The organism is Aeromonas sp. R4-3, from assembly GCF_040908275.1.
Taxonomy (GTDB): Bacteria; Pseudomonadota; Gammaproteobacteria; order Enterobacterales; family Aeromonadaceae; genus Aeromonas; species Aeromonas rivipollensis.
Genome location: NZ_JBFODK010000033.1, coordinates 1 through 21,944 on the forward strand (window position 1 = coordinate 1; position 21,944 = coordinate 21,944).

Below are 21,944 nucleotides of genomic sequence, written 5' to 3' on the forward strand. Positions count from 1 at the left end.
GCACCGGCGGGCCCCTCTTTTTCAGCATCTTGTCAGGCTTGGCAAACCTGGCTCACGGATCAGTGACCCAGCTCCCGGGAGGGCACCAGACCGCTGGCCCGCCAGGCGGGATAGAGGGTGGCCAGCAGGCTCATCAGGATGGCGGCACTGGTCACAATCACCAGATCCTGCATGTGCAGCTCGGTCGGCAGGAAGTCGATGAAATAGATGTCCGGGTTCAAGAAGCGATGGCCGATGAGCTTCTCGATAACGCCCAGGATCTGGGTCAGCTTGCTCGAAAGCAGGCCCCCCAGCAGGGCACCGAGCAAGGCGCCCGCCACCCCGTTCACCATCCCCTGGATGACGAAGGTGAGCCGGATCTGGCCCGGGCTCGCCCCCATGGTCTTGAGGATGGCGATCTCGCTGCGCTTCTCGTTCACCGCCATCACCAGGGTGGAGACTATGTTGAAGCAGGCCACCGCCACCACCATCAGCATCACCACGTACATGACGGTGCGCACCATCTGGATGTCCTGATAGAGATACCCCTGGCGACTCATCCAGCTGCTGATGTAGACGTAGTGCGGGAATTTGCGGGCGGCCGCCACAGTGATGGACTGCGCCTTGAGCACGTCGTTCACCTTGAGGCTGAAGCCCTCCACAGCGCTGCCCATGCCGGTGATGGACTGGGCATCGGCAAGGTGCATGAACCCGAGCACGCCGTCGAGCTGGCCGCCTATTTCCAGCAGCCCCACCACGGTCAGGGTCTCCCGCCGGGGATTCTTGATCCCCGTCTCGTCTCCCCCTTGGGGCAGCAGCAGGGTCACGGGGTCACCTATCTTGACCCCTAGCTTGTCGGCTATGGTCTTGCCGAGGATCACCCCGTGCTCGCCCGCCTGCAGTTCACGAAACCCCAGCCCCGTCATGTAGTTGCCCGCATCCGACAGGTTCGCCTCAAGCTCGGGCAGCACGGCACGCACCTGCACCCCCTTGATGGCGGAGCCGTGCTCCAGCAGGCCATCGAGGCGGATGACAGGGGCCGCGGCCTCGATCCCGGGCTGGGCCAGCAGGTAGTCCCTAAGCCTCGGCCAGTCGGGCAGCGGCGCCTCCATGCCGATGAGTTCCCCGTGGGGCACCACCGAGAGCACCCGGTTCTTGAGCTCCCGCTCGAAGCCGTTCATGGCGGAGAGGCCAAGAATGAGGGCCATCACCCCGAGGGCTATGCCAATCAGGGAAGAAGCGGAAATAAAGGCGATGAAGCCGTTGCGACGGCGGGAGCGGCTGTAACGCAGGCCCAGAAAGAGGGGCAGCGGCTTGAACATCAGGCGACCTCCGCCATGATGCCGCTCACCAGGGTCACCCGGCGGTGCAGCTTGGCGGCGAGGCTCAAGTCATGGGTGACCACCACGAAGGCCGTACCCAGCTCCCGGTTGAGCTCGCAGAGCAGCTCGTACACCGCAGTGGCACTGGCGTGATCCAGGTTGCCGGTGGGCTCGTCCGCCAGCACCAGGCTAGGCTCGTTGACCAGGGCACGGGCGATGGCCACCCGCTGGCGCTCGCCACCGGAGAGCTCGGAAGGCCTGTGATTGAGACGATGGGAGAGCCCCACCCGTCCCAGCATGCGGGTCGCCTTGTCGGTGGCGCTCGCCACCGACTCGCCGGCGATCAGCAGCGGCATGGCGGTGTTCTCCAGCGCGGTGAACTCGGCCAGCAGGTGGTGGAACTGGTAGACGAAGCCCAGCTCCTGATTGCGAAAACGGGCCTGGGTCTTGCTGTCCCAGTGGTGGATGTCCTGCCCCTTGAACAGCACGGCGCCGCTCGAGGGGTTGTCCAGCGCCCCCATCAGGTGCAGCAAGGTGGTCTTGCCCGAGCCCGAGCTCCCCACCACCGCCAGCATCTCGCCGGGGGCGACGCAGAGATCTATCCCCTTGAGCACCTGGGTCTCCAGATTGCCCTCTTTATAGACATGGTTGAGGGCCTGGCAGCGCAGCAGAGGCTCGCAGGACTGGGGTTCATTCATAACAGGGGCTCCACTTATACCGGTGATAACATTGGCACCGGTCACAACGCCGGCACTCGCACCGGAGGTAACAACAGAAGATGATGGATTCACGGCGCTATTCATAACGTAATGCCTCGGCCGGTTTGACCCGGGCCGCACGGGCCGCCGGATAGAGGGTGGCACTGAAGCTCAGCAGCACGGCACCCAGCAAGATGGTCATGACCTGGGCGGGTTCGACGATGACCGGCAGACCGCTGCCCCCCGCCGCCATATAGAGGTTGAGCCCCACCGCATCGAGCAGGGGGTTGAGTCCGAACGACAGGGCCAGCCCCGCCAGACCGCCAAACAGGGCGCCGATGACGCCGCTCGACGCCCCCAACACCATGAAAATCTTGACTATCCCCGACTCGCTCATGCCCATGGTACGCAGTATGGCGACCTCACCTTCCTTGTCGGTAACCACCATCACCAGGGCGGAGAGGATATTGAAGGTGGCGACCGCGATGATCAGCACCAGCATCAGCCCCATCATGCGTTTCTCCATGGCCACGGCCTGGAAGAGTTCACCTCGCTCCCGGCGCCAATCCTGCCACTCCAGCCCGTCCGGCAGCGCGGTTTTCACCACCTCGTCGGCGGCGAAGGGATCGTCGAGCCAGAGGCGGATGCCGCCCACCGTCTCCTCGGGCAGGCGCAGCAGGCGCTGGGCGTCCCCAAGGGCAATCAGCGCCACCTGGCTGTCCACGTCGGCACCGACCCCGAAGATGCCGGAGACGGTGAAGAGCCGCTGGGCCGGCACCCGGCCAAAGGGGGTGAAGCGGGTCCCTTCGGTCAGGATGAGACGCACCTCGTCGCCAATGGAGACCTTGAGGCGGTTGGCCACCCCCTGCCCCAGCACTATGTGGTATTGGCCGCGCTGCAGGCTGTCCAGCCGTCCCCCCAGCATCTGGGCATGGAGGATGTCATCCTTGGGCCAGCGGGCCGGGTCTATCCCCTGCACGCTCACGCCGGTGAGCTGGCCCGGGCTTTGCAACATGCCTTCGCTGTCGAGCATGGGGGCCGTGGCCACCACGTGGGGCAGCTTGTCGAGATCGGGCAGGCCTGGCGGATGGGCATCGATGCGCCCCGCCGGATTGGTCACCACCACGTGGGGGATCACCCCGAGAATGCGCCCCTTGAGCTGCCCCTCGAAACCGTTCATCACCGAAATGACCACCATCAGGGCCGCAACCCCGATGGCGATGCCAAAGGTGGAAAACAGGGAGATAAAGGAGACGAAGCGGTTACTGCGTCGTGAGCCTGCATAACGCAGGCCTATGGCCAGCGAGAGTGGCTGAAAAAGTCCAGTCTTCAAGGATATCTACGTTGCCAACAAAATAAGATGCCGGATAATAGGGTCTGTTGACGCCTCAACGCAAGCCGCGTTGCCGCAGCAGATGACGCCAGGGCAGGCGCAATGGCCCATTCTCCTGAGCCTTAAAGGCAGCCCATGGCGCCATGTTTCGCCCAATGCGCAGGCCCCCGCCGCCATGTTGCGCGTCCCGTCGTGACGGGAGCACCCAAGGTACGGCCAGACATGGCGTCTCACGCCAGGCCGGGGACGCCGCCGCGGGGCAAGGTCAACAGCGCCGTTAGAAATCGTCTATGACAACAAGGGATAGCCTCCATGCAGGAACAGTTCTTCAGCGTCACCCATGCCACGCCGGTCAATGTGATCCCCATGCCGGCCGACTTTCACCTGCCGACGCTGGAGGCCCTTGATGCCGAGCTGCCCGAGCCCTTTCGCATCGCCTCCGCCATCACCTCCATCGATCTGGTGAGCAGCCGCCTGCTGCGCAACCAGAACGAGTCCATGCACGACCTGGTGGAGATCATCAACCAGCAGTCCCGCAAGATCGACATGATCATGGGCTTCGTGCTGGCGGCGCAGGATCACCCCGAGCATCGCTTCCACACCCTGCGCTTTGGCGCCGGCCAGCTCACCTACCTGCACCCGCGCCAGGGCCACGGCGAGCCGCCGCAGCTGCACCAGCTGGTACGACTCAAGATCTTCCTGCGGGAAGAGGCCTCCGCCGTCTACTGCTATGGCGAAGTCAAGCAGCGGGAGCCCGGCGAGCACGGCACCCATGTGGTGCTCGACTATGTGCGGATCCGCGAGGATGACAGGGAGCTGCTGGTGCGTGCCAGCCTGCATGTGCAATCCAAGCAGCTCAAACTGCGTGCCCAAGAGCGTCAGCGCTAATCACAGCCAACGTCAACGTTAAAAGAATCGAACGATGCCAATGAAACTCCCCGCCTTGCCCGCCAAAGCGGGCCAGAAAATAACCCTGGGCCAGCTGGTCGGCAGCAGCCTGGCGCTGGTTGCCGCCCGCCTCACCCGGGAGGCCAACCGCCCCGTCCTGCTGGTGACCGCCGATACCCCGAGCGCCCTGCGCCTCGAACAGGAGCTCAGCTTCCTGCTGGCCGATCAGGGTTGCCCCGTGCTGATGTTCCCGGACTGGGAAACCCTGCCCTACGACACCTTCTCCCCCCATCAGGACATCATCTCCCAGCGGCTCGAGACCCTCTATACGCTGCCGCAGATGAGCAGCGGCGTGCTGATAGTACCCATCTCCACCCTGATGCTGCGCACGGCGCCCCAGGCCTATCTCGACAAATACAGCCTGATGGTGACCAGCGGCCAGCGCCTCAACCTGCAACAGCTGCGGGGACGGCTGGCCGAGGCGGGCTATGTGGCGGTGGAGCAGGTGCTGGAACACGGTGAGTTCGCCGCCCGCGGCTCCCTGCTGGATCTCTTCCCCATGGGCAGCAGCCGCCCTTATCGCATCGACTTCTTCGACGATGAGGTGGACTCCATCCGCCCCTTCGATCCCGAGAGCCAACGCTCCAGCGAGCCGGTCAAGAGCGTCAGCCTGCTGCCCGCCCGGGAATTTCCCACCGACGAGGCCGCCATCGAGCTGTTTCGCGGTCAGTTCCGCGAGCAGTTCGAGCTGTCGCGGGCGGAGGGATCCGTCTATCAGGAGGTGAGCAAGGGGCGCTGGCCCGCCGGCATCGAATACTATCTGCCGCTCTTCTTCAGCCAGACCGCCAGCCTGTTTGACTACCTGCCAGACAACACCCTGCTGCTCACCGTGGGGGAGATCTACCCGGCGGCCCAGCGCTTCTGGAACGACATAGGCCAGCGCTATGAAGACAGGCGTTGGGACAATACCCGCCCCCTGCTGCCTCCCCAGCAAATTTACCTGCCGGTAGAGCAGCTCTTCGCCGCCCTCGGCCAGTACGGCGCCGTGCGCCTGCAGGAGGCGGCTACCGACGGCGGCGCGGGCCAGCACGACTTGCCCATAGCCCCCCTGCCCGACTTGCAGCTCGATCACAGCAAGGAGCAACCCCTGCTGGCCCTCAGCCAGTTCCTGCAAGGCTTTGCCGGCCGCACTCTGTTCGCGGTGGAGTCTGAGGGGCGGCGCGAGGGGCTAGGCGATCTGCTGGCACGGATCAACCTGCAACCCAAGGAGTTCGCCTCCCTCGAGGAGTTCGTCGGGAGCAAGGCGCGTCATGGCCTGCTGGTCAGTCCGCTGGAGCGGGGCTTCCTGCTCGAGCCTGCCGGGGCAGAGGCCCTGGCCCTCATCACAGAGACCGAGCTGCTCGGCGGCAAGATCAGAAGCAAGCGGCAGCGGGAGAAGAGCAAGAACCTGAGCTCGGATGCGGTGATCCGCAACCTCGGCGAGCTGACCCAGGGCCAGCCCGTGGTGCATCTGGATCACGGGGTCGGCCGCTATCTCGGGCTCGAGACCCTGGATGCCGGCGGCCTGCCCACCGAGTTCCTCACCCTGGAGTACGCCGGTGGCGACAAGCTGTTCGTGCCGGTCACCAACCTGCACCTTATCAGCCGTTACACGGGTTCGGATAACCCCCCCAGCCACAAGCTCGGCGGCGAGGCCTGGGTCAAGGCGCGGCGCAAGGCGGCGGAGAAAGTGCGCGACGTGGCCGCCGAGCTGCTCGATGTCTATGCCATACGCGCGGCGCGGGCCGGCTTTGCCTTCAAGCACGACAAGGAGAGCTACCGCCAGTTTGCCGCCAGCTTCCCGTTCGAGGAGACAGAGGATCAGCTCAATGCCATCAATGCGGTGCTCGGCGACATGTGCCAGGCCAAGAGCATGGACCGGCTGGTGTGCGGCGACGTGGGCTTTGGCAAGACGGAGGTGGCGATGCGCGCCGCCTTCGTGGCGGTGCACGGCGGCAAGCAGGTGGCCGTGCTGGTGCCCACCACACTGCTGGCCCAGCAGCACTACGACAACTTCCGCGATCGCTTCGCCAACTGGCCGGTACGGGTGGAGGTGCTGAGCCGCTTCCGCTCCGCCAAGGAGCAGACGGCCGTGCTCAAGGAGCTGGCCGATGGCAAGGTGGACATCATCATAGGCACCCACAAGCTGCTCGGCTCCGACCTCACCTTCAAGGATCTGGGGCTGCTCATCGTCGACGAGGAGCACAGATTCGGGGTGCGCCAGAAGGAGAAGATCAAGGCGCTGCGCGCCGACGTGGACATCCTCACCCTCACGGCAACACCTATTCCGCGCACCCTCAACATGGCGATGTCCGGCATGCGGGACCTCTCCATCATCGCCACCCCGCCCGCCAAGCGGCTCGCCATCAAGACCTTCGTGCGCCAGCACGAGCCGGCGGTGGTACGCGAGGCGGTACTGCGGGAGCTCAAACGGGGCGGTCAGGTCTACTACCTGCACAACGACGTCGAGAGCATAGAGAAGTGCGCGGCTGATCTCGCCGAGCTGGTGCCGGAGGCGCGCATCGGCATCGCCCACGGCCAAATGCGCGAGCGCGATCTTGAGCGCATCATGTCGGACTTCTACCACCAGCGCTTCAACCTGCTGGTGTGCACCACCATCATAGAGACCGGCATAGACGTGCCGAGCGCCAACACCATCATCATGGACAGGGCGGATCACCTGGGATTGGCCCAGTTGCACCAGCTGCGGGGCCGGGTCGGCCGCTCCCACCACCAGGCCTATGCCTACCTGCTCACCCCCCATCCCAAGCTGATGACCAAGGATGCCGCCAAGCGGCTCGAAGCCATCGCCTCCCTTGAAGATCTCGGGGCCGGCTTTGCTCTCGCCACCCACGATCTGGAGATCCGGGGCGCGGGCGAGCTCTTGGGGGACGATCAGAGCGGCCAGATCGAATCGGTCGGTTTCACCCTCTACATGGAGATGCTGGAGCAGGCGGTGGAGGCCCTCAAACATGGCAAGGAGCCGTCCCTCGAGCAGCTGATGAGCCAGCATACCGAGGTGGAGCTGCGCCTGCCCGCCCTCTTGCCGGACGACTACATCCCGGACGTCAACATGCGTCTCTCCATGTACAAGCGCATCGCCAGCGCCGCCGACGAGCAGGAGCTGCGCGAGCTGAAGGTGGAGCTCATCGATCGCTTCGGCCTGTTGCCTGAGCCGACCAAGACCCTCATGGAGATCGCGGCCTTCCGCCAGCGGGCCACGGCCCTTGGCATTCGCCGGGTGGAGATGAGCGATCGCGGCGGCTACCTGGACTTCACCCAGGAGACCCGCGTCAACCCGACCTATCTGGTAAAACTGCTCTCCAGCCAGCCACGTATCTATAAAATGGATGGACCTACCCGCTTGCGCTTCCAGGTACCGAACCAGGACAGAGCCATGCGCCTGAAACTGGTGGATGCCCTGCTGACGGATCTCGCCAACAACAGCCTCTAGTGGCAGCGAGTGCCAAACAAAACGGGAGCCAAATTGGCTCCCGTTTTTTATCTGCTCATCGCTGGCACGACATCCGGGCATCACCCCTGGTTGGCCGGATCCTCGTGTGCGGAGAACTCACGCATAAAGGCCTCGGCCCGCTCCACCATCCTGGTGGAGCCGACGAAGTAGGGGGTACGCTGGTGCAGCGCCGTGGGCTGGATGTCCATGATGCGGCCAAAGCCGTCGGACGCCTTGCCACCGGCCTGCTCCACCAGGAAGGCCATGGGGTTGCACTCATAGAGCAGGCGCAGCTTGCCGTTCGGGGAGTTGGTGCCGGACGGATAGATGTAGATGCCGCCCTTGAGCAGGTTGCGGTGGAAATCCGACACCAGAGAGCCAATGTAACGGGAGGTGTAGGGCCTGTGGGTCGCCTCGTCCCGCTCCTGGCAATATTTCAGGTACTTCTTCACCCCGTCCGGGAACTTGATGTAGTTGCCCTCGTTGATGGAGTAGATCTTGCCCTCCTCCGGGATGCGGATGTTCTCGTGGGAGAGACAGAAGCAACCGATGGAAGGATCGTAGGTGAAGCCGTTGACCCCGAAGCCCGTGGTGTAGACCAGCATGGTGGAGGAGCCATAGACCACGTAACCGGCGGCCACCTGGCGGTTGCCCGGTTGCAGGAAGTCCTCCAGGGTCACCCCGGCGCCCGGCTTGCTGACCCGGCGATAGATGGAGAAGATGGTCCCGACCGAGACGTTGACGTCTATGTTGGAGGAGCCGTCCAGGGGGTCTATCAGCACCACGTACTTGGAGTGACGGGAGAGCTCGGAATCGAAGGAGACGAAGTCCTCCTCCTCCTCGGATGCCATGCCACACACCTCGCCACGGGCCTCCAGCGCCGCCTTGAAGCGCTCGTTGGCGTAGACATCCAGCTTCTGCTGCACCTCCCCCTGCACGTTTTCGGCCCCCATGGAGCCGATGATGTCCGCCAGCCCCGCCTTGTTGATCTCCCGGTTCACCACCTTGGCAGCCAGACGAATGGAGCTGAGCAAGGAGGTCAGCTCGCCGGTCGCGGTAGGGTAGTCCGCCTGCTTTTTGACGATGAACTCGCCCATGGTGATCATGTTTCGCATTCTTGTTCCTTTAAGATCGTTTCCGTTGGCCGTTGAAAACGTTTGCAAGTGTCGGCAAAAAAAGTGCCGATCCTCGGCAGCGTTGTTTTGTAACCTAATGTAACGCCTGTTTTTTGTTTTTGCAGCGAATTAAGCCGCCGTATAAATCGCCAGAAAACCCCGTCAGCAGGGGGCTTAGCGCTGAAAATCGGGCTTCAATCGGCGTCTTTTATCATGTTAATTCGTGACAATAATGCCATTTCACCCCGCCCCTCCCCATCCGGTTCTCTCCCCCGGCGTCCGCCGCTCCCCCCTCTTGAGATCTCCTCCTCAATCCAGCACACTGGCTCGGCTTTGGAAGCAAAAAAACATAAGGATATTCAATGAAAAGGACTCTCATTGCCGGCGCGGTTGCCGCCCTGATCTCCCTCCCCGCCCTGGCGGCCCAGGTACCCGCAGGCACCAAGTTGCTACCCAGTGCCCAGCAAACCTTCGTGCGCAACATAGGCACAGAACCCGCCTCCATCGACCCCCAGATGGTGGAAGAGAGTGCGGGCAGCGACATAGTCAACGATCTGTTCGAGGGGCTCTACACCCTGGATGGCGACGGCAAGCTGCAGGCGGCCGGGGCACTCGGTTACGAGCTCGATGACACCGGCACAATCTACACCTTCAAGCTCAGACCCGATGCCAAGTGGTCCAACGGCGAGCCGGTGACGGCGGCGGATTATGTCTATGGCTGGCAACGGGCGGCCGATCCCAAAAACGCCTCCAACTACGCCTGGTTCATCGAGCTGACCGGCGTCGCCAACGCCAGCGAGGTGGTGCAGGGCAAGAAGAGCCCGGATGCCCTGGGGATCAAGGCGATCGATGATCACACCCTGCAAATCACCCTCAAGGCCCCTGTCCCCTTCTTCCTCAAGACCCTCTCCCACTACACCACCTTCCCGGCCCCCAGGGCCACCATAGAGAAGTTCGGCCACGAGTGGGTCAAGCCGGGCAACATAGTCTCCAACGGCGCCTTCGCCCTCAAGGAGTGGACCCCCAACGAGCGGCTCATCGCCGAGCGCAACCCCCACTACTGGGACAATGAGCACACAGTGCTGAACAAGGTGATCTACCTCGAAATCGTCTCCGATACCGCGGCCTACAACCGCTATCGCGCGAGCGAATTGCACTACACCACCTATCCCCTGGAGCAGTATCAGCAGATCAAGCGCCAGAGCCCGGACGATCTGGTGAGCGCCCCCATGCTCGCCACCTACTACTACGTGTTCAACACCCAGCGCAAACCCTTCGACGACGTCAGGGTGCGCAAGGCGCTCTCCCTTGCCATAGACAGAGACACCATCACGGAGAAGATCCTGGGACAGGGACAGCTCTCGGCATTCAGCCTGACCCCACCGAGCGTCGATGGCTTCGAGCTCAAGCGCCCGGCCAGCGAGCTGATGAGCAAGGAGGCGCGCATCAAACAGGCCAAGGCGCTGCTCGCCGAGGCGGGCTACGGGCCGCAAAATCCGCTGGATGTGGACATCCTCTACAACACCAACGAGGGGCACAAGAAGATAGCGCTGGCCATCTCCTCCATGTGGAAACACAACCTGGGGGTCAAGGCCGAGCTCAACAACATGGAGTGGAAGACCATGGTCTCGGCCCTGAACGAAGGGGATTTCGGGGTCAGTCGCTATTCCTGGAACGGGGATTACAACGATGCCTCCACCTTCCTCGACATCATGACCTCCAACAGCAGCGCCAACAGCGGCAAGTGGTTCAACAAGAAGTACGACGCCCTGCTGGCCAAGGCCCATGACGCCAAGGATCCGGCCGAGCGCAACCGGCTCTATCAGCAGGCCGAGGCGCTGATCGACGAGGAGGCCCCCATAGCCCCCGTCTACTTCTATGTGAAGTCACGGCTGCTCAAGCCCTTCGTCAAGGGCTACCCCTACCATAACCCGCAAGATCTGGTCTATGCCAAAGACCTCTATCTGACGGCGCAGTAAGCGCCCCCCAGATAGCAAAAGACCGCCTCCAAGGGCGGTCTTTTCGTTCAATCTTCCTGGCAGCCGGCCATCGCGAGCCGGGTCCGCCGCCGCACGACCACGGGCTTGACCAGCAGCTGTGCCAGCAGCACCCCCAGCAGTGTCATGCCGCCGCCGATGAGGTGATAGCTGGTGAGCGTCTCTCCCAGCCAGCTGATGGCCAGGGCCGCCGTCATCACAGGCAACAGGTTCATGAAGATGGCGGTACGGCTGGCCCCGAGCAGGGCTATCCCCTGCATCCAAAGCCAGGGGGATAGGGCCGAGGTCGGGATCCCCGCATAGAGGATGAGCCAGAGCGCGCTGCCATCCGGCCACTTGCCATCCACCAGCAGGTAGAAGGGGGTGAGGAACAGCAGGCTGCAGAGCACCTGGCCGTAGAGCATGGACCAGTTGTCGAGCCCCAGATCCCAGCGCTTGAGCAGCACGCTGTAGAGCGCATAGGTGGCCGCCGACAGCAGCATGTAGACGGATCCGATGTGAATGCCCTGGGTGAACAAGCGGGTTGGATCCCCCTGCCCCAACAGGATGGCGAGCCCCAGGATGGAGATGACGCCTCCAACGAGGGCGCCCCAGGTGGGGCGCTCGCGCAGCAGCCAGATGCTGAGCAGCACCGTCATCAGCGGGGTCAGCCCCATCATCAGCCCGATCTCGGTGGCCCCCAGGGTCTGGGCCGCGTAGTAGCCGAAGGTCTGGTTCAGCACCATGCCGAGCAGGGCCAGCATGGCCAGCCGGGAGAAACCGGCCCGCAGCTTGTCACGCATGCGCCAGGCCCGCCGTGCGAGGAAGGGGGTCAGCACCAGGGCCGCCACCATCCAACGCGACCAGGCCAGGGCGGCCGGCGAGAGCACCCCCACCGCCAGCTTGCTGACGATGCCGTTGCCGGCCCAGATGGCCATGCAGGAGAAGGGGAACAGGAAAGCAAGGGGCATCGCTATGTCCAGAGAAAGGGGGCGGATATTTCGCGGGAGTATAGAGAGGCAAACAGGATAAGCAAGCACCCTGATGCGGGGCGCGGCAACCTTATTCGAAAATCGATTTGAAGAGGCCTGAGAGTTGTCACAGAGGCCCAGATGCAATCATGCCCGCACTGGGCGGGCATGAGGGGGAGATGACACCATAGATGCGATTCAAGCGGCATCCATGTGCAGCCTCGATATCAGCTCGTTGACTTCGAGCACCGTCTGACGGTGGGGAATATCGGCTTGCAGTGGCATCATCAGCAGGCCCGACTGGAAATCGAAGCGCCCCCTGCCGTGGATGTAGATCCGTCCCTTGAAGAAGGTTTTGACATGTTTTGCCACCATCAGTGGCAGGTACTTCTTGAACACTCTCATCGTTTGCAACCTCTTGCAGTTGTATCCGTATGACAGCAGCTTATGCGAGATAATTCCGTTAAATTTGTATAAAAAACCGGAAAAATCGACTCTCTCTTCCCCAAAAAACCAATCTGTAACTTTTTATTAACTTTTACCGTATTGTATGCGGTCCTTCCAACCAGAGCAAGGCCCCCTTGCCATCTTGCCACTCGATGCAGGCCAGGCCCGAGGTAGCAAACATGGGCGCACCCGCCGCCGGACAGAGGCTCTGCACCAGATACCCGACCAGGGGCAGGTGGCTGACCATCAGGATGTTGTCGTGGGTCGCCGCCAGCGCGGTGAGATAACTCGCCACGAAGGCCGGATCCCCATAGGGGGTGATCTCGCCGCTCTCCTCGACCTTGAGGGCCTCGGGCAGCTCGGCAGAGATGGCCTGCCAGGTCTGTCTGGCACGCAGGTAGTTGCTGTGGATCACCAGGCTCAGGGAGCCGGCCAGCTGAGGGGCCAACCAGCTCGCCATGTGGATGGACTCTTCGATGCCTTGCTCGGTCAGTGGACGCTGTTCATCAGTCTTTGCGTTCATGCCAGCCTGGCCATGACGCATGATGTAGATTTTCATTACAACCTCGCCCAGGGGGCCTGTTTAAATAGCGGGGGGATCTTACCCCGCCATGCAGGGGGAAACAATTGCGCTACCTCTCAGAAAAGGGTTTGCCTCGTGAGATAGCGAGGTCGATAATCATGTTTAAATTCAAATAAATTCACCGCGAGTCACGCCCCAATGAGCCCATATGCCAGTCCCAACGACCATCGGCGGTATCACTATCTGGAGCTGGCAAACCGGCTCAGGGTCTTGCTGATCTGCGATCCCGAGACCGATAAATCGGCCGCCTCCCTGGCCGTCAACACCGGCCACTTCGATGACCCTGTCGATCGCCAGGGCATGGCCCATTTCCTTGAGCATATGCTGTTCCTCGGTACCCGTACTTATCCCAAACCCGGCGAATACCAGCAGTTCATGAGCCGCCACGGGGGCAGCAACAACGCCTGGACCGGCACCGAGTTCACCAACTTCTTCTTCGACATCGACAACGGCTTCTTCGAAGCGGGGCTGGATCGCTTCTCCCAGTTCTTCATCTGCCCCACCTTCGCCCCCGAGTGGGTCGACAAGGAGCGCAACGCGGTCGACTCCGAATACCGCCTCAAGTTGCAGGACGATGTGCGCCGCAGCTATCAGGTGCACAAGGAGACGGTCAACCCGGCCCACCCCTTCTCCAAGTTCTCGGTCGGCAACCTGGATACCCTGGCGGACTTGCCCGGCCGGGATCTGCGCTCCGACCTTATAGCGTTCTACGAAAGCCACTACAGTGCGGATCGCATGGCGCTGGTAATGCTCTCTCCGGCATCCATAGAAACCCAGCTGGCGTGGTGTGATCGCTTCTTCAGCACAATTCCGGATCGCCGCCTGGGCCCCCCCGCCCTCACGGCGCCCCTCTACCGGCTCGATGATCTCGGCATCCGCATCCAGATAGCTCCAGTCAAGGAGACCCGCAAGCTGGCGCTGACCTTCCCGCTGCCGAGCGTGGATGCCCTCTACGACAAGAAGCCCCTCACCTTCCTGAGCCACCTCATCGGCTACGAAGGGGAAGGCAGCCTGCTCTCCCTGCTCAAGGCGAGAGGCTGGGTCAACCAGCTCGCCGCCGGAGGCGGCATCAGCGGCGCCAACTTCAAGGACTTCGGCATCAGCTTCGGTCTCACGCCCCTCGGGCTTGCCCATGTGGACGACATCATCGCCGCCCTGTTCGGCTACCTGAAACTCATCGAACGCCATGGCCTGCAAGCCTGGCGTTATGACGAGAAGCGCAGCGTGCTGGAATCCGCCTTCCGGTTCCAGGAGCGAGGCCGGGCGCTGGACACTGTCTCGGGGCTGGTACTCAACCTGTTCAGCTATGCCCCGGACGATCTGCTCCACGGCGACTACATGATGCGCGAGTACGATGAGCCCCTGATCCGGCGCTTCCTCGCCAAGCTGACCCCCCACAACCTGCGCGTGACCATACAGGCGCCGGAGGTGAGCACGGATCGCCTGGCCCGCTGGTATCAGACTCCTTACAGCGTCCAGACCATCACCGAGGCCGAGAAGATCCGCTGGCAGCAGAGCGAGCCGGATCCCGCCTTGCACCTGCCCTCCCCCAACCCCTTTATCAGCAACCGCCTCGATGCCAGAACGCCGTCCCTCAGTGCCGACATGCCGGCCTGCCTGGTCGACCGCCCCGGCTTTCGCCTCTGGCACCTGCACGAGCACCTGTTTGGGGTGCCCAAGGGGAGCCTCTATATCTCCATCGACAGCGAGCATGCGGTCAGAAGCCCGCGCCACATCGCCATGGCCAGGCTGGCGGTGGAGCTGCTCACGGATCACCTCAATGCCCTCACCTACCCGGCCGAACTCGCCGGGCTCGGCTACCAGATCTATGCCCATCAGGGGGGCTTTACCATCAACCTGAGCGGCTTTGCCGACAAGCTGCCGCTGCTGCTCGACATGATCCTCGGCAACCGTACCCTGGGCTATCCGGATCCGGCTCGCTTCAGCGAAATCAAGGAACAGCTCATCCGCAACTGGGAGAACCAGTCCAAGACCAGGCCCATCTCCCAGCTGTTCAACCAGCTCACCAGTTTGCTGCAACCGAACAACCCGCCGTTCGAGCAGTTGCTGCGTCATCTGCGCACCATAGCACTCGACGAAATGCCCGACTTCGTCGCCCGACTCTTTGCCGAGGTGCACATAGAGACCCTGGTGCACGGCGACTGGACAGCCGCCGAGGCGCTTGAGCTGGCCGCCCTGCTGGAGCGTCACCTCGGCGTCAGCAGCCAGCCCAGTGCCGAGACCCGCCGCCCCCTCATCTCCATCCAGGACAGAGGGACCCTCATTCGCGAGCAGGGGTGCGATCACGAAGACTCGGCGCTCCTGGTCTATTACCAGTCCCGCACCACCCGGGCGCGGGATCTCGCCTGCTTCACCCTGGCCAACCACATCATGTCCTCCACCTTCTTCCACGAGCTGCGCACCCGCCAGCAACTGGGCTACGTGGTGGGGGCCGGCAACCTGCCCCTCAACCGTCATCCCGGCCTCATCTTCTATATACAGTCGCCGGTGGCCGGGCCGCAGATCCTGCTGGACGCGGTGGAGGAGTTCATCGATCTCTTCCCGCTGGCCATGCTGGAGTTCACCGAGCAGCAGTGGCAGGACAGCAAGGCGGGCCTGCAGGCCCAGCTCAGCGAGCGGGATGCCAACCTGCGCAGCCGCGGCCAGCGGCTCTGGGTCAGCATAGGCAACAAGGATCTGGGCTTCGATCAGCGGGAGCGGGTACGCGAGGAGGTGGGCAGGCTCAGCCGCGCCGATCTGGTGCGCTTTATCACCCAGCTGCGCTCGCGTACCTCGGATCGGCTGATCCTCTGCAGCTATGGCCTGGGCCACGAGCACGACGAGCGGATCACCGGCCAGTTCATCGACGATCCCAAGGCGTTCCGGCTCAATGCCGCCACCTTCGAGGCCTGATCGGGCCTCGATACCCGTCCCATTTCCCCGCCCCACGACAGATTGCAGACAATAAAAAGCCGACCCCTGGGGGTCGGCTGGAAAAACCATAATCAATTGCGACCGGGGCCGCCAAAAGTGAACATGAGCGTGAAAATCAGACACTGAGTCGATGAACGGCCGAATGGTTCAAACCAGAGCGTATCGGTCGACACCTGCAGTGATTGAGAAACAGCCTCATCTTAGGCATTCCCCCGATTTGTCACGTTGATCTATGTCAAAGGAGGTAAAGAAGCTCGCTTCTCCTCTTCAGTGGCGGGATCACATTGTCACCTCAGCCCCGACGGATCAGGCGATAAGCCACCTCATCGAAATAGGAGAGCTGCCCCGAGAGCACCCTGGGGTGATCCAGCTCGGCGGCGCGCCCCAGCACCTCCACGCTAAAGTCGCGCTCGAACAGGGTACGCACCTCCATCTCTCCCACCGAGAACGGCGGCTGCACCTGCTGCTCCGGCTGATACTCGAGGGTCACCAGCAGCACCTGACCACCCGCCTCCATCATGCGGCTCATCAGGGTCGCATACTGGCGGCGCATGGCCGTCGGCAGGGCGATAAGGGCGGCCCTGTCGTAGGCGAGCCGGTAACGGCGCCCCAGCTCAGGGGCGGCGAAAAAATCCCCCTGATAGATGCGCAGATCGTCGTGCTGGTGACACCGATAGGGGCCCACCTCGGTCAGTGCCTCGGTCAAGCCGTTCTCGCTGAAAAACTGGCTGATGGCCAGGGCCGAGAGTTCGAAACCATCCACCGGATGCCCCTGACCGCTCAGCCAGAGCAGGTCGCGGGACTTGCCGCACAGGGGCACCAGCACGGGCTCACCCTGCTGCTGGGCCGACCACCAGGATTGCAGCCAGCGGTTGAAATCTGCCTGATGAAAGCCAATCCGGTTCTCTTTCCACTTCTGATGCCAAAACGCCGCTTCCATCATCATCCTCTCGTCATCTGCAATGATGCATCAATATCACAACTTCATCGGGGCGGCGCAACCCTTGTTGCCCCCTGCCCCGCCTTTTTGCAAACGAGATATTCATCCTGGTCAGGGTCTATATCGGGAGCGACGGCCCGGTGACGTCCAGGCGGCCTGGCTCATGCACAGATGGGCTCCGCCACCATGGTGGTCGCCACGGCGTCTATCCGGGCAGCAATCTCTGCAAACGAGGGGCGTTGCAACACAGCCGCCAGGAGACACGCTTCGGCTAGTGAGTGGAGCGCCCCAAGCGCCTCGTCATTGGGGTGGCAGCGCGCCAGCAGCTCCTCCAGCAGGCAGCCAAAGGCCCTGACCTCCAGACACTCGAGCCGGGCAGCCAGCTTGCGGTCGGCGCCGTCATAACAGGAGGCGGCGCCGAAATCCCCGAGCAGCACCCGGCCCTGTTCCTGAACAGAGTGCAGCAGAGAGTGCAGCATGTTGTGGGCGTAGAGATCCCCGTGCAGTATCCCCCGCTCATGCAGATGGCGGGCGGCGGCGGCCACCCCCTGCACCATGGCAATCAGGACGTTCGGGGTGAAGGTCAGATCCGCCGGATAGATATCCCGGGTGCAGGAGTCCAGGCTCGGCGGCCCGGCCAGATTGACAAACCGGGGGTCTATCAGCGTCATCACCAGGGTCGGCATGCCGGAGGGGTGATCGCTGACTCGGCCCGCCACCCCGATGAGATTGGGGTGCCTGCCTGCGGCGAGCGACACCGCCAGCTCGCAGCGAGGCAGGCCATCGCTGGTCACGGCCCCCTTGAAGAGTTTGACCGCCACCCCCTGCGTCCCCTCATCGGAGCGCAGTGCTGCGCTGTGGATAACGCCGGACGCCCCCTGCCCCAGTTGCTCCCCCAACGTCAGCGCCTGCCAGGGGATCTCGGCCGCAACTGCCGTCTCGCCGAGTCGGCGCTCCTGCTCGTCGCTAAAGGGGTTGCCTGCATAGGCCAGCCAGGCGAGGCGCGGCAAACCGAGCAGCCACTCGGGGAGTGCCTCCAGCCGGTTGGCGGCGATGCGCAGCAGCTCCAGACGATGGCAGTTGGCAAGGCTTGCCGGCAGCTCGCGCAGGCGGTTGCCAGAGAGCATCAACTTTTGCAGGGCGGGGCAATGGCCCAGCTCGTCGGGTAACTGCTCGATGGCGTTGTCGGTCAGGATCAGCCAGCGCAAGCCTGCAGGCAGGGATGCGGCCGAGACGGTAGCAATCCGGTTGGCCTTGAAGCCCACCATGGTGAGTGCCGGGCAGCGCCCCAGCACCTCGGGCAACTCGGTGAAGCGGTTCTCGGAGCAGAATATGATGCGCAGTTTGCTGAACTCGGCCAGCTCGTCAGGAAGCCGACTCAACTGGTTGCCGGTGAGATCCAGCACCTCCAGTGTCTCTTTGAGGCTAAAAATCTCGGGGGGGAAAACCGTCAGGTTTTCAGCGAGCTTAAGGTGGCGAGCGCCGCAGAGTTCGCCCGCGCGCAGCTGTTCCAGGGTATGCATAACCATTTCTCAATCTTGTCGTGGCCCTGCCTAGCGGCGCTAAAGCAGACCATATGGCACCGCCGGACATGGGCCCGGCGGTTTTAAAGGGGGCATTATAGAGAATTGGGGGCTAAGATCGCCCCTTTATTATATTTAATCGTCATTTGCTCAAACCCCAGACGGAGCCGTAATGAGTAATCAATCACGACATAGAACATTCGTCAGCCAGTTCATCGAGCACTGTGAATACGCCATCAAGGTCATCACTATAGAAGGCGGTGTAATTCGATGTGAAGACACATCGTTCGATAGTATGTAGCTTAAGCTCACGAATCTGCTTGCGATATTTAACCCAATAATGTCCCATCGCTTTCGAATCCAGGCCTCCAGGAAGTGCTCCTTTGGTTGCAATATAACCATCTTCATCTCTGCCCAAAAAGAATGTACTACTTAGATTTGACAAACAGTGGTCAAGGAAAAGAAGCACGTTGTTCTCATGAATTTCGGGAGTGAAGCAGGTACCAAACACGTAGTCGTTCATCGCCTTGGCTATACCACCTCCGTCTCCAAACCCACTTTCGTCATAGTACCCACAGCCAACTCCTGAACCATTGGGCGGATTTGAATTACTAAGCTGGTAGATAACGAATATGTTAACTATGTTGCGCGCAATGGCTACTTTCCGAGAAAGTGAGCCCTCTTCTGCTAACTCAGAATTTTGTGATGCCTCCCCGACATGCTCAACAAAGGCAGTCCCAAGAAATATATCAACTGGCTCATCATTAACCTCTGCAAAGAAATTTCGTTGTGAATCGATATAAGTTCGCTTGAAGAGGGAAAATACTTCTTGCGAGAGTTTCCTCATTCCCATCAAGGCAAGTTCACTGACTAGCCCTGATGTGGCGGCACTCTTATCTTGATGCACAATAAGTGCTTTCTGCAGGTTGTACAGTTGTCCTCCACGATCAGAGGAACACTCAAGCCTGAATATCATGAGATCATTCCAACCAAGAACTCCACGCTCAGGGCTTACAAGTCGTTCAAGAAGACTCTTCCCTCGATATGCATTTTCTCCGAATAACCGCCACGCGATCTCTATGATATGGTCAGCATTATTCGAAGGTCGTCTTCCCGAGAATCTGCCCCAGCCTACACGATCCAACAACCGCAACAGAGAGTAAATTGACCGCTGACGCAACCCCTGATCGTCGCTATTGAATGCAGAATAATGTGGCAGATACTTAATGAGCGTGCTTATGGCATCTTCTGCCTGTGCATTTTTGAAATCATGGGATTGATTGACCAGTACACGCCAAAACTGATCGTGAGCATGCTCTCCGCGTATCAACTCAAAGTCTGGCGACGTGAGTATTGAAGCGATCGATACCCCCTTTTTAACTCGCTCTACTGCACTTTGGTACAGAACAAATGTTTTCTGTGGCTCTGGTGTTACGAAACGAACTATCAGCTTGAGGTATGCCTCTAAATTCCTAAAACCATTGTTGTTAAAACATGCCCTGGAGCGAAGATCCAACTCATTAACATTACTGCCAGAGCCAATATCCAGAATGCTTGCGTCAAACAACTGCGATAATAAGAACCAAGCAGCAGTAGGTAACTCATCCTTTAATGGTGCAAACGTCTCAGCATTTTTGAACCCTTCTCCTCGCCGCAGTGAAAAAGTACCACTTCGCCCATCTATTTCTTCTGCGTAGATACGTCGAAACAGCCCTGGGTAGTTCAAATGCAGTAGCATCAGGTTGATAAGATCCCGCTTGTGAAAGTCTGTTCTCCCCAAGTCAGTTTTCTCGATTTGCATCAGGAGCATTGCGTTGACGAATCGCTTTAATTTGCGCAAATTACCAACAAAGGGCAGATAATTAGCCGCCAAATCACTCCCCAAAATATCCGCCAGTTCGTTTAGTACGACACCGAGTTTGATCATTGTGTCAGAGGACACCGAACCAAGTTGGTTCTCATCGCGCGCCCAATCACGTCGCAAAAAGTCACAAAGACTGGAGGTGTCCACGAACAGGCTTAGCTTGACTGTTACAAATTTTTCCAAAAACTCGCGCGCTCTTTCCCCTTCCTCTTTGTTTCCAGTAAGTATTTCCGTGTCATAGCAAAGAACATATGTTGCCTGAGACAGCTTGAACGTCCTCCTCGTTGCAAATAGAACATTGTTCATCGTCTTCGCGTCCAAACGGTCTAGATCATCAATCACGATGATTACACGCCGATCTATACGGCGCAGGACCTCGTCAATATCGTCGAGAAGTTCATCGACTGTTTCCTGTGAAGGCTCTAGCGAAAGCTTGAACCCCAAGAATGAAACGTCGGCTTTTCCCTTGATGAGCCGTGAATATCGCGAAGCTGCCGGTCTAAATTCTGGCGCAAATACCTTGTCTTGAATCACAGCAGATAGATCGCGAATTAGGCGGTCAGCAAGATCAGGTTCAGAGGCATAACGTAGCGGCTCGAATCTACAAACAAGAACCTTGTCAGCAGCATCGTCCCAATAACGCTCAACCAGATTAATAAAACTCGTTTTACCTACACCCCATGGGCCATCAACACCGAAGACCAGCCCCGGATGTGAGCCACTTGCAAGAACAGTCTCTGCAAACGATTTAGCCTGTACTTCATTTGTAAGTAAATCGTCCTTCTTATCCTCAATTTCCTCGTCTGCAATGAAATAGAGCTGGGAAGTCTGCTTTTTAGAGCTTGATCTTTTTTGCAAAAATGGCGATAGCAGAATAAAACAGAAAAGAAGGAGAATAGCCGGAGCCCATTGCGGATCCGCAGACTTGAACGCAGCATGTATCTTTGCAAGCCAAGGCGAAGCCAATTTGTTTGACCAAACTCCAATAACTACCCCTACCAACAAGTCAACACGATAACTCCGAACTATGTGCATAGCTGCCAAGTGAGCATTTCTCTTGACTGCGTAAAGCAGAGAAATACCTAAACCTGTCAGTACTCCCATCGCCTTTAGGCAGAGAGATACATCAACAAGTTGCTGGGCGAAGCTAGTTCCTAATAGGAAAAAGATACGTGCAACTTCAGCTCCAACAAAGCCAATAAAGAGCATCCTCGCGAAAACCAATAGTTCGGGCATCTTCATCGCTGAAGGTTTACTCGCCATCGACTTCTCCTTTCTATGTTACTTGCAGTGTTAGGAAAGCTACTTTACCACGCTAACGATTGGAAAAAGAAAAGACGCCCTCGGGCGTCTTTCTTATTGGTTAGGTTTGGAGGCTAGTCGGTTGGTGACTTTTCCCCCTTCCCGCCTTGCCCCACAACCCAATCAGATCGGGGTGATGGAGGTGATATGAGCAGAGCCATCCAGAGACTGGAAGATCTGCACCACGGCTTCCCCGTGGATCGGGTTGGGCAAGGGCACTGTGGTTTTGCATTTGAAACGGTAGTTGGTACCGGCGACGACCTAGGTGGAGACTTCAAAGGGTGTGTACTGCACCCCGACAAATCCTTCCAGCACCTGGTTGAATACGGCCTGATCCTTGGCACTCAGCTTGTGGTAGGCAGTCCATCCGCCCAACAGCACTGCTTGTTCTGACATAACAAACCCTCCGTGATCTCTTGTCCCTGCTCGTTTGGCTGTTCGGGTTCCGCCCCGTTGATTCAAGTGGTGTCCGGTCACCACCGGGGTGCCATCAGTGCCGCTTGGCGTGATGACGATGGGCCAGTTTTCGCGGCTGTCTACACATGAACGTAGGCCCCCCCCTTGCCACGAGCGATT

Annotated in this window: 14 protein-coding genes and 1 pseudogene; 4 read left to right on the plus strand and 11 right to left on the minus strand. The window is 60.3% G+C overall.

Features of this window, described 5'->3' with window-relative positions:
- Window positions 1-59: 59 nt before the first annotated feature.
- The 3 genes from lolE to AB5Y91_RS11315 form a co-directional block, all read right to left on the minus strand.
- Entirely contained in the window at window positions 60-1,301 is a 1,242-nt protein-coding gene (gene lolE / locus AB5Y91_RS11305) for a lipoprotein-releasing ABC transporter permease subunit LolE (protein WP_106886935.1), read from the minus strand.
- Window positions 1,301-1,999 carry a lipoprotein-releasing ABC transporter ATP-binding protein LolD gene (gene lolD, locus AB5Y91_RS11310; protein ID WP_042650389.1) on the minus strand — a complete coding sequence of 233 codons (699 nt, stop codon included), beginning with the start codon at window positions 1,997-1,999 and terminating at the stop codon, window positions 1,301-1,303. The genes lolE and lolD overlap by 1 nt, the downstream gene beginning before the upstream one ends.
- A 97-nt stretch (window positions 2,000-2,096) precedes the next feature.
- On the minus strand, window positions 2,097-3,332 hold the full coding sequence (locus AB5Y91_RS11315; RefSeq protein WP_139745702.1) for a lipoprotein-releasing ABC transporter permease subunit: 1,236 nt from the start codon (window positions 3,330-3,332) through the stop codon (window positions 2,097-2,099).
- Between the two features lie 312 nt (window positions 3,333-3,644).
- Here AB5Y91_RS11315 and AB5Y91_RS11320 point away from each other — a divergent pair, with 312 nt between their 5' ends.
- Window positions 3,645-4,220 (plus strand): PilZ domain-containing protein, encoded by a 576-nt coding sequence (locus AB5Y91_RS11320; RefSeq protein WP_106886938.1) that lies wholly within the window; start codon window positions 3,645-3,647, stop codon window positions 4,218-4,220.
- 40 nt (window positions 4,221-4,260) lie between these two features.
- Window positions 4,261-7,713 carry a transcription-repair coupling factor gene (mfd, locus tag AB5Y91_RS11325; protein ID WP_289983360.1) on the plus strand — a complete coding sequence of 1,151 codons (3,453 nt, stop codon included), beginning with the start codon at window positions 4,261-4,263 and terminating at the stop codon, window positions 7,711-7,713.
- 80 nt (window positions 7,714-7,793) lie between these two features.
- On the opposite strand, the gene fbp is transcribed toward mfd, so the two are convergent.
- A complete protein-coding gene (fbp, locus tag AB5Y91_RS11330) occupies window positions 7,794-8,828 on the minus strand; it encodes a class 1 fructose-bisphosphatase (RefSeq protein ID WP_025326809.1) in 1,035 nt (344 codons plus the stop codon).
- A 362-nt stretch (window positions 8,829-9,190) separates the two neighbouring features.
- Here fbp and AB5Y91_RS11335 point away from each other — a divergent pair, with 362 nt between their 5' ends.
- Window positions 9,191-10,807 carry a peptide ABC transporter substrate-binding protein gene (locus AB5Y91_RS11335; protein ID WP_368169827.1) on the plus strand — a complete coding sequence of 539 codons (1,617 nt, stop codon included), beginning with the start codon at window positions 9,191-9,193 and terminating at the stop codon, window positions 10,805-10,807.
- 47 nt (window positions 10,808-10,854) lie between these two features.
- Here AB5Y91_RS11335 and AB5Y91_RS11340 read toward each other — a convergent pair whose 3' ends face one another.
- The 3 genes from AB5Y91_RS11340 to sixA all read right to left on the minus strand — a co-directional run bounded on the left by AB5Y91_RS11340 (window position 10,855) and on the right by sixA (window position 12,781).
- Complete coding sequence (locus AB5Y91_RS11340) at window positions 10,855-11,775, minus strand: DMT family transporter (RefSeq protein WP_368169828.1); 921 nt, start codon at window positions 11,773-11,775, stop codon at window positions 10,855-10,857.
- Window positions 11,776-11,973: 198 nt separating this feature from the next.
- Window positions 11,974-12,180, minus strand: coding sequence for a DUF1107 domain-containing protein (locus tag AB5Y91_RS11345; RefSeq protein WP_005324080.1), 207 nt, complete (start codon window positions 12,178-12,180; stop codon window positions 11,974-11,976).
- A gap of 133 nt (window positions 12,181-12,313) precedes the next feature.
- Window positions 12,314-12,781 (minus strand): phosphohistidine phosphatase SixA, encoded by a 468-nt coding sequence (sixA, locus tag AB5Y91_RS11350; protein ID WP_025326806.1) that lies wholly within the window; start codon window positions 12,779-12,781, stop codon window positions 12,314-12,316.
- A gap of 162 nt (window positions 12,782-12,943) precedes the next feature.
- Between sixA and AB5Y91_RS11355 the strand changes: the two genes are divergently transcribed.
- The gene (locus AB5Y91_RS11355; protein WP_368169829.1) at window positions 12,944-15,718 is read left to right on the plus strand and encodes an insulinase family protein; all 2,775 of its coding nucleotides are present in this window, start codon (window positions 12,944-12,946) and stop codon (window positions 15,716-15,718) included.
- Between the two features lie 313 nt (window positions 15,719-16,031).
- Here the strand turns inward: AB5Y91_RS11355 and AB5Y91_RS11360 are convergent, their stop codons facing one another.
- From AB5Y91_RS11360 to AB5Y91_RS11375, 4 genes and pseudogenes are all read right to left on the minus strand, one after another.
- Complete coding sequence (locus AB5Y91_RS11360) at window positions 16,032-16,679, minus strand: thiopurine S-methyltransferase (protein ID WP_368169830.1); 648 nt, start codon at window positions 16,677-16,679, stop codon at window positions 16,032-16,034.
- A gap of 161 nt (window positions 16,680-16,840) precedes the next feature.
- Window positions 16,841-18,202 (minus strand): leucine-rich repeat-containing protein kinase family protein, encoded by a 1,362-nt coding sequence (locus AB5Y91_RS11365; protein ID WP_368169831.1) that lies wholly within the window; start codon window positions 18,200-18,202, stop codon window positions 16,841-16,843.
- A gap of 184 nt (window positions 18,203-18,386) precedes the next feature.
- Window positions 18,387-21,329, minus strand: a complete 2,943-nt coding sequence (locus tag AB5Y91_RS11370; protein WP_368169832.1) for a KAP family NTPase — start codon at window positions 21,327-21,329, stop codon at window positions 18,387-18,389.
- A gap of 162 nt (window positions 21,330-21,491) precedes the next feature.
- Window positions 21,492-21,764 (minus strand): annotated as a pseudogene (locus AB5Y91_RS11375) (hypothetical protein).
- Window positions 21,765-21,944: the final 180 nt, after the last annotated feature.

Bases quoted from the DNA above. Each gene is read 5' to 3' on its own strand.
- lolE (WP_106886935.1), bottom strand. From the start codon at position 1,301: ATGTTCAAGCCGCTGCCCCTCTTTCTGGGCCTGCGTTACAGCCGCTCC.
- lolD (WP_042650389.1), bottom strand. From the start codon at position 1,999: ATGAATGAACCCCAGTCCTGCGAGCCTCTGCTGCGCTGCCAGGCCCTC.
- AB5Y91_RS11320 (WP_106886938.1), top strand. From the start codon at position 3,645: ATGCAGGAACAGTTCTTCAGCGTCACCCATGCCACGCCGGTCAATGTG.
- mfd (WP_289983360.1), top strand. From the start codon at position 4,261: ATGAAACTCCCCGCCTTGCCCGCCAAAGCGGGCCAGAAAATAACCCTG.
- fbp (WP_025326809.1), bottom strand. From the start codon at position 8,828: ATGCGAAACATGATCACCATGGGCGAGTTCATCGTCAAAAAGCAGGCG.
- AB5Y91_RS11335 (WP_368169827.1), top strand. From the start codon at position 9,191: ATGAAAAGGACTCTCATTGCCGGCGCGGTTGCCGCCCTGATCTCCCTC.
- AB5Y91_RS11340 (WP_368169828.1), bottom strand. From the start codon at position 11,775: ATGCCCCTTGCTTTCCTGTTCCCCTTCTCCTGCATGGCCATCTGGGCC.
- AB5Y91_RS11345 (WP_005324080.1), bottom strand. From the start codon at position 12,180: ATGAGAGTGTTCAAGAAGTACCTGCCACTGATGGTGGCAAAACATGTC.
- sixA (WP_025326806.1), bottom strand. From the start codon at position 12,781: ATGAAAATCTACATCATGCGTCATGGCCAGGCTGGCATGAACGCAAAG.
- AB5Y91_RS11355 (WP_368169829.1), top strand. From the start codon at position 12,944: ATGAGCCCATATGCCAGTCCCAACGACCATCGGCGGTATCACTATCTG.
- AB5Y91_RS11360 (WP_368169830.1), bottom strand. From the start codon at position 16,679: ATGGAAGCGGCGTTTTGGCATCAGAAGTGGAAAGAGAACCGGATTGGC.
- AB5Y91_RS11365 (WP_368169831.1), bottom strand. From the start codon at position 18,202: ATGCATACCCTGGAACAGCTGCGCGCGGGCGAACTCTGCGGCGCTCGC.
- AB5Y91_RS11370 (WP_368169832.1), bottom strand. From the start codon at position 21,329: ATGGCGAGTAAACCTTCAGCGATGAAGATGCCCGAACTATTGGTTTTC.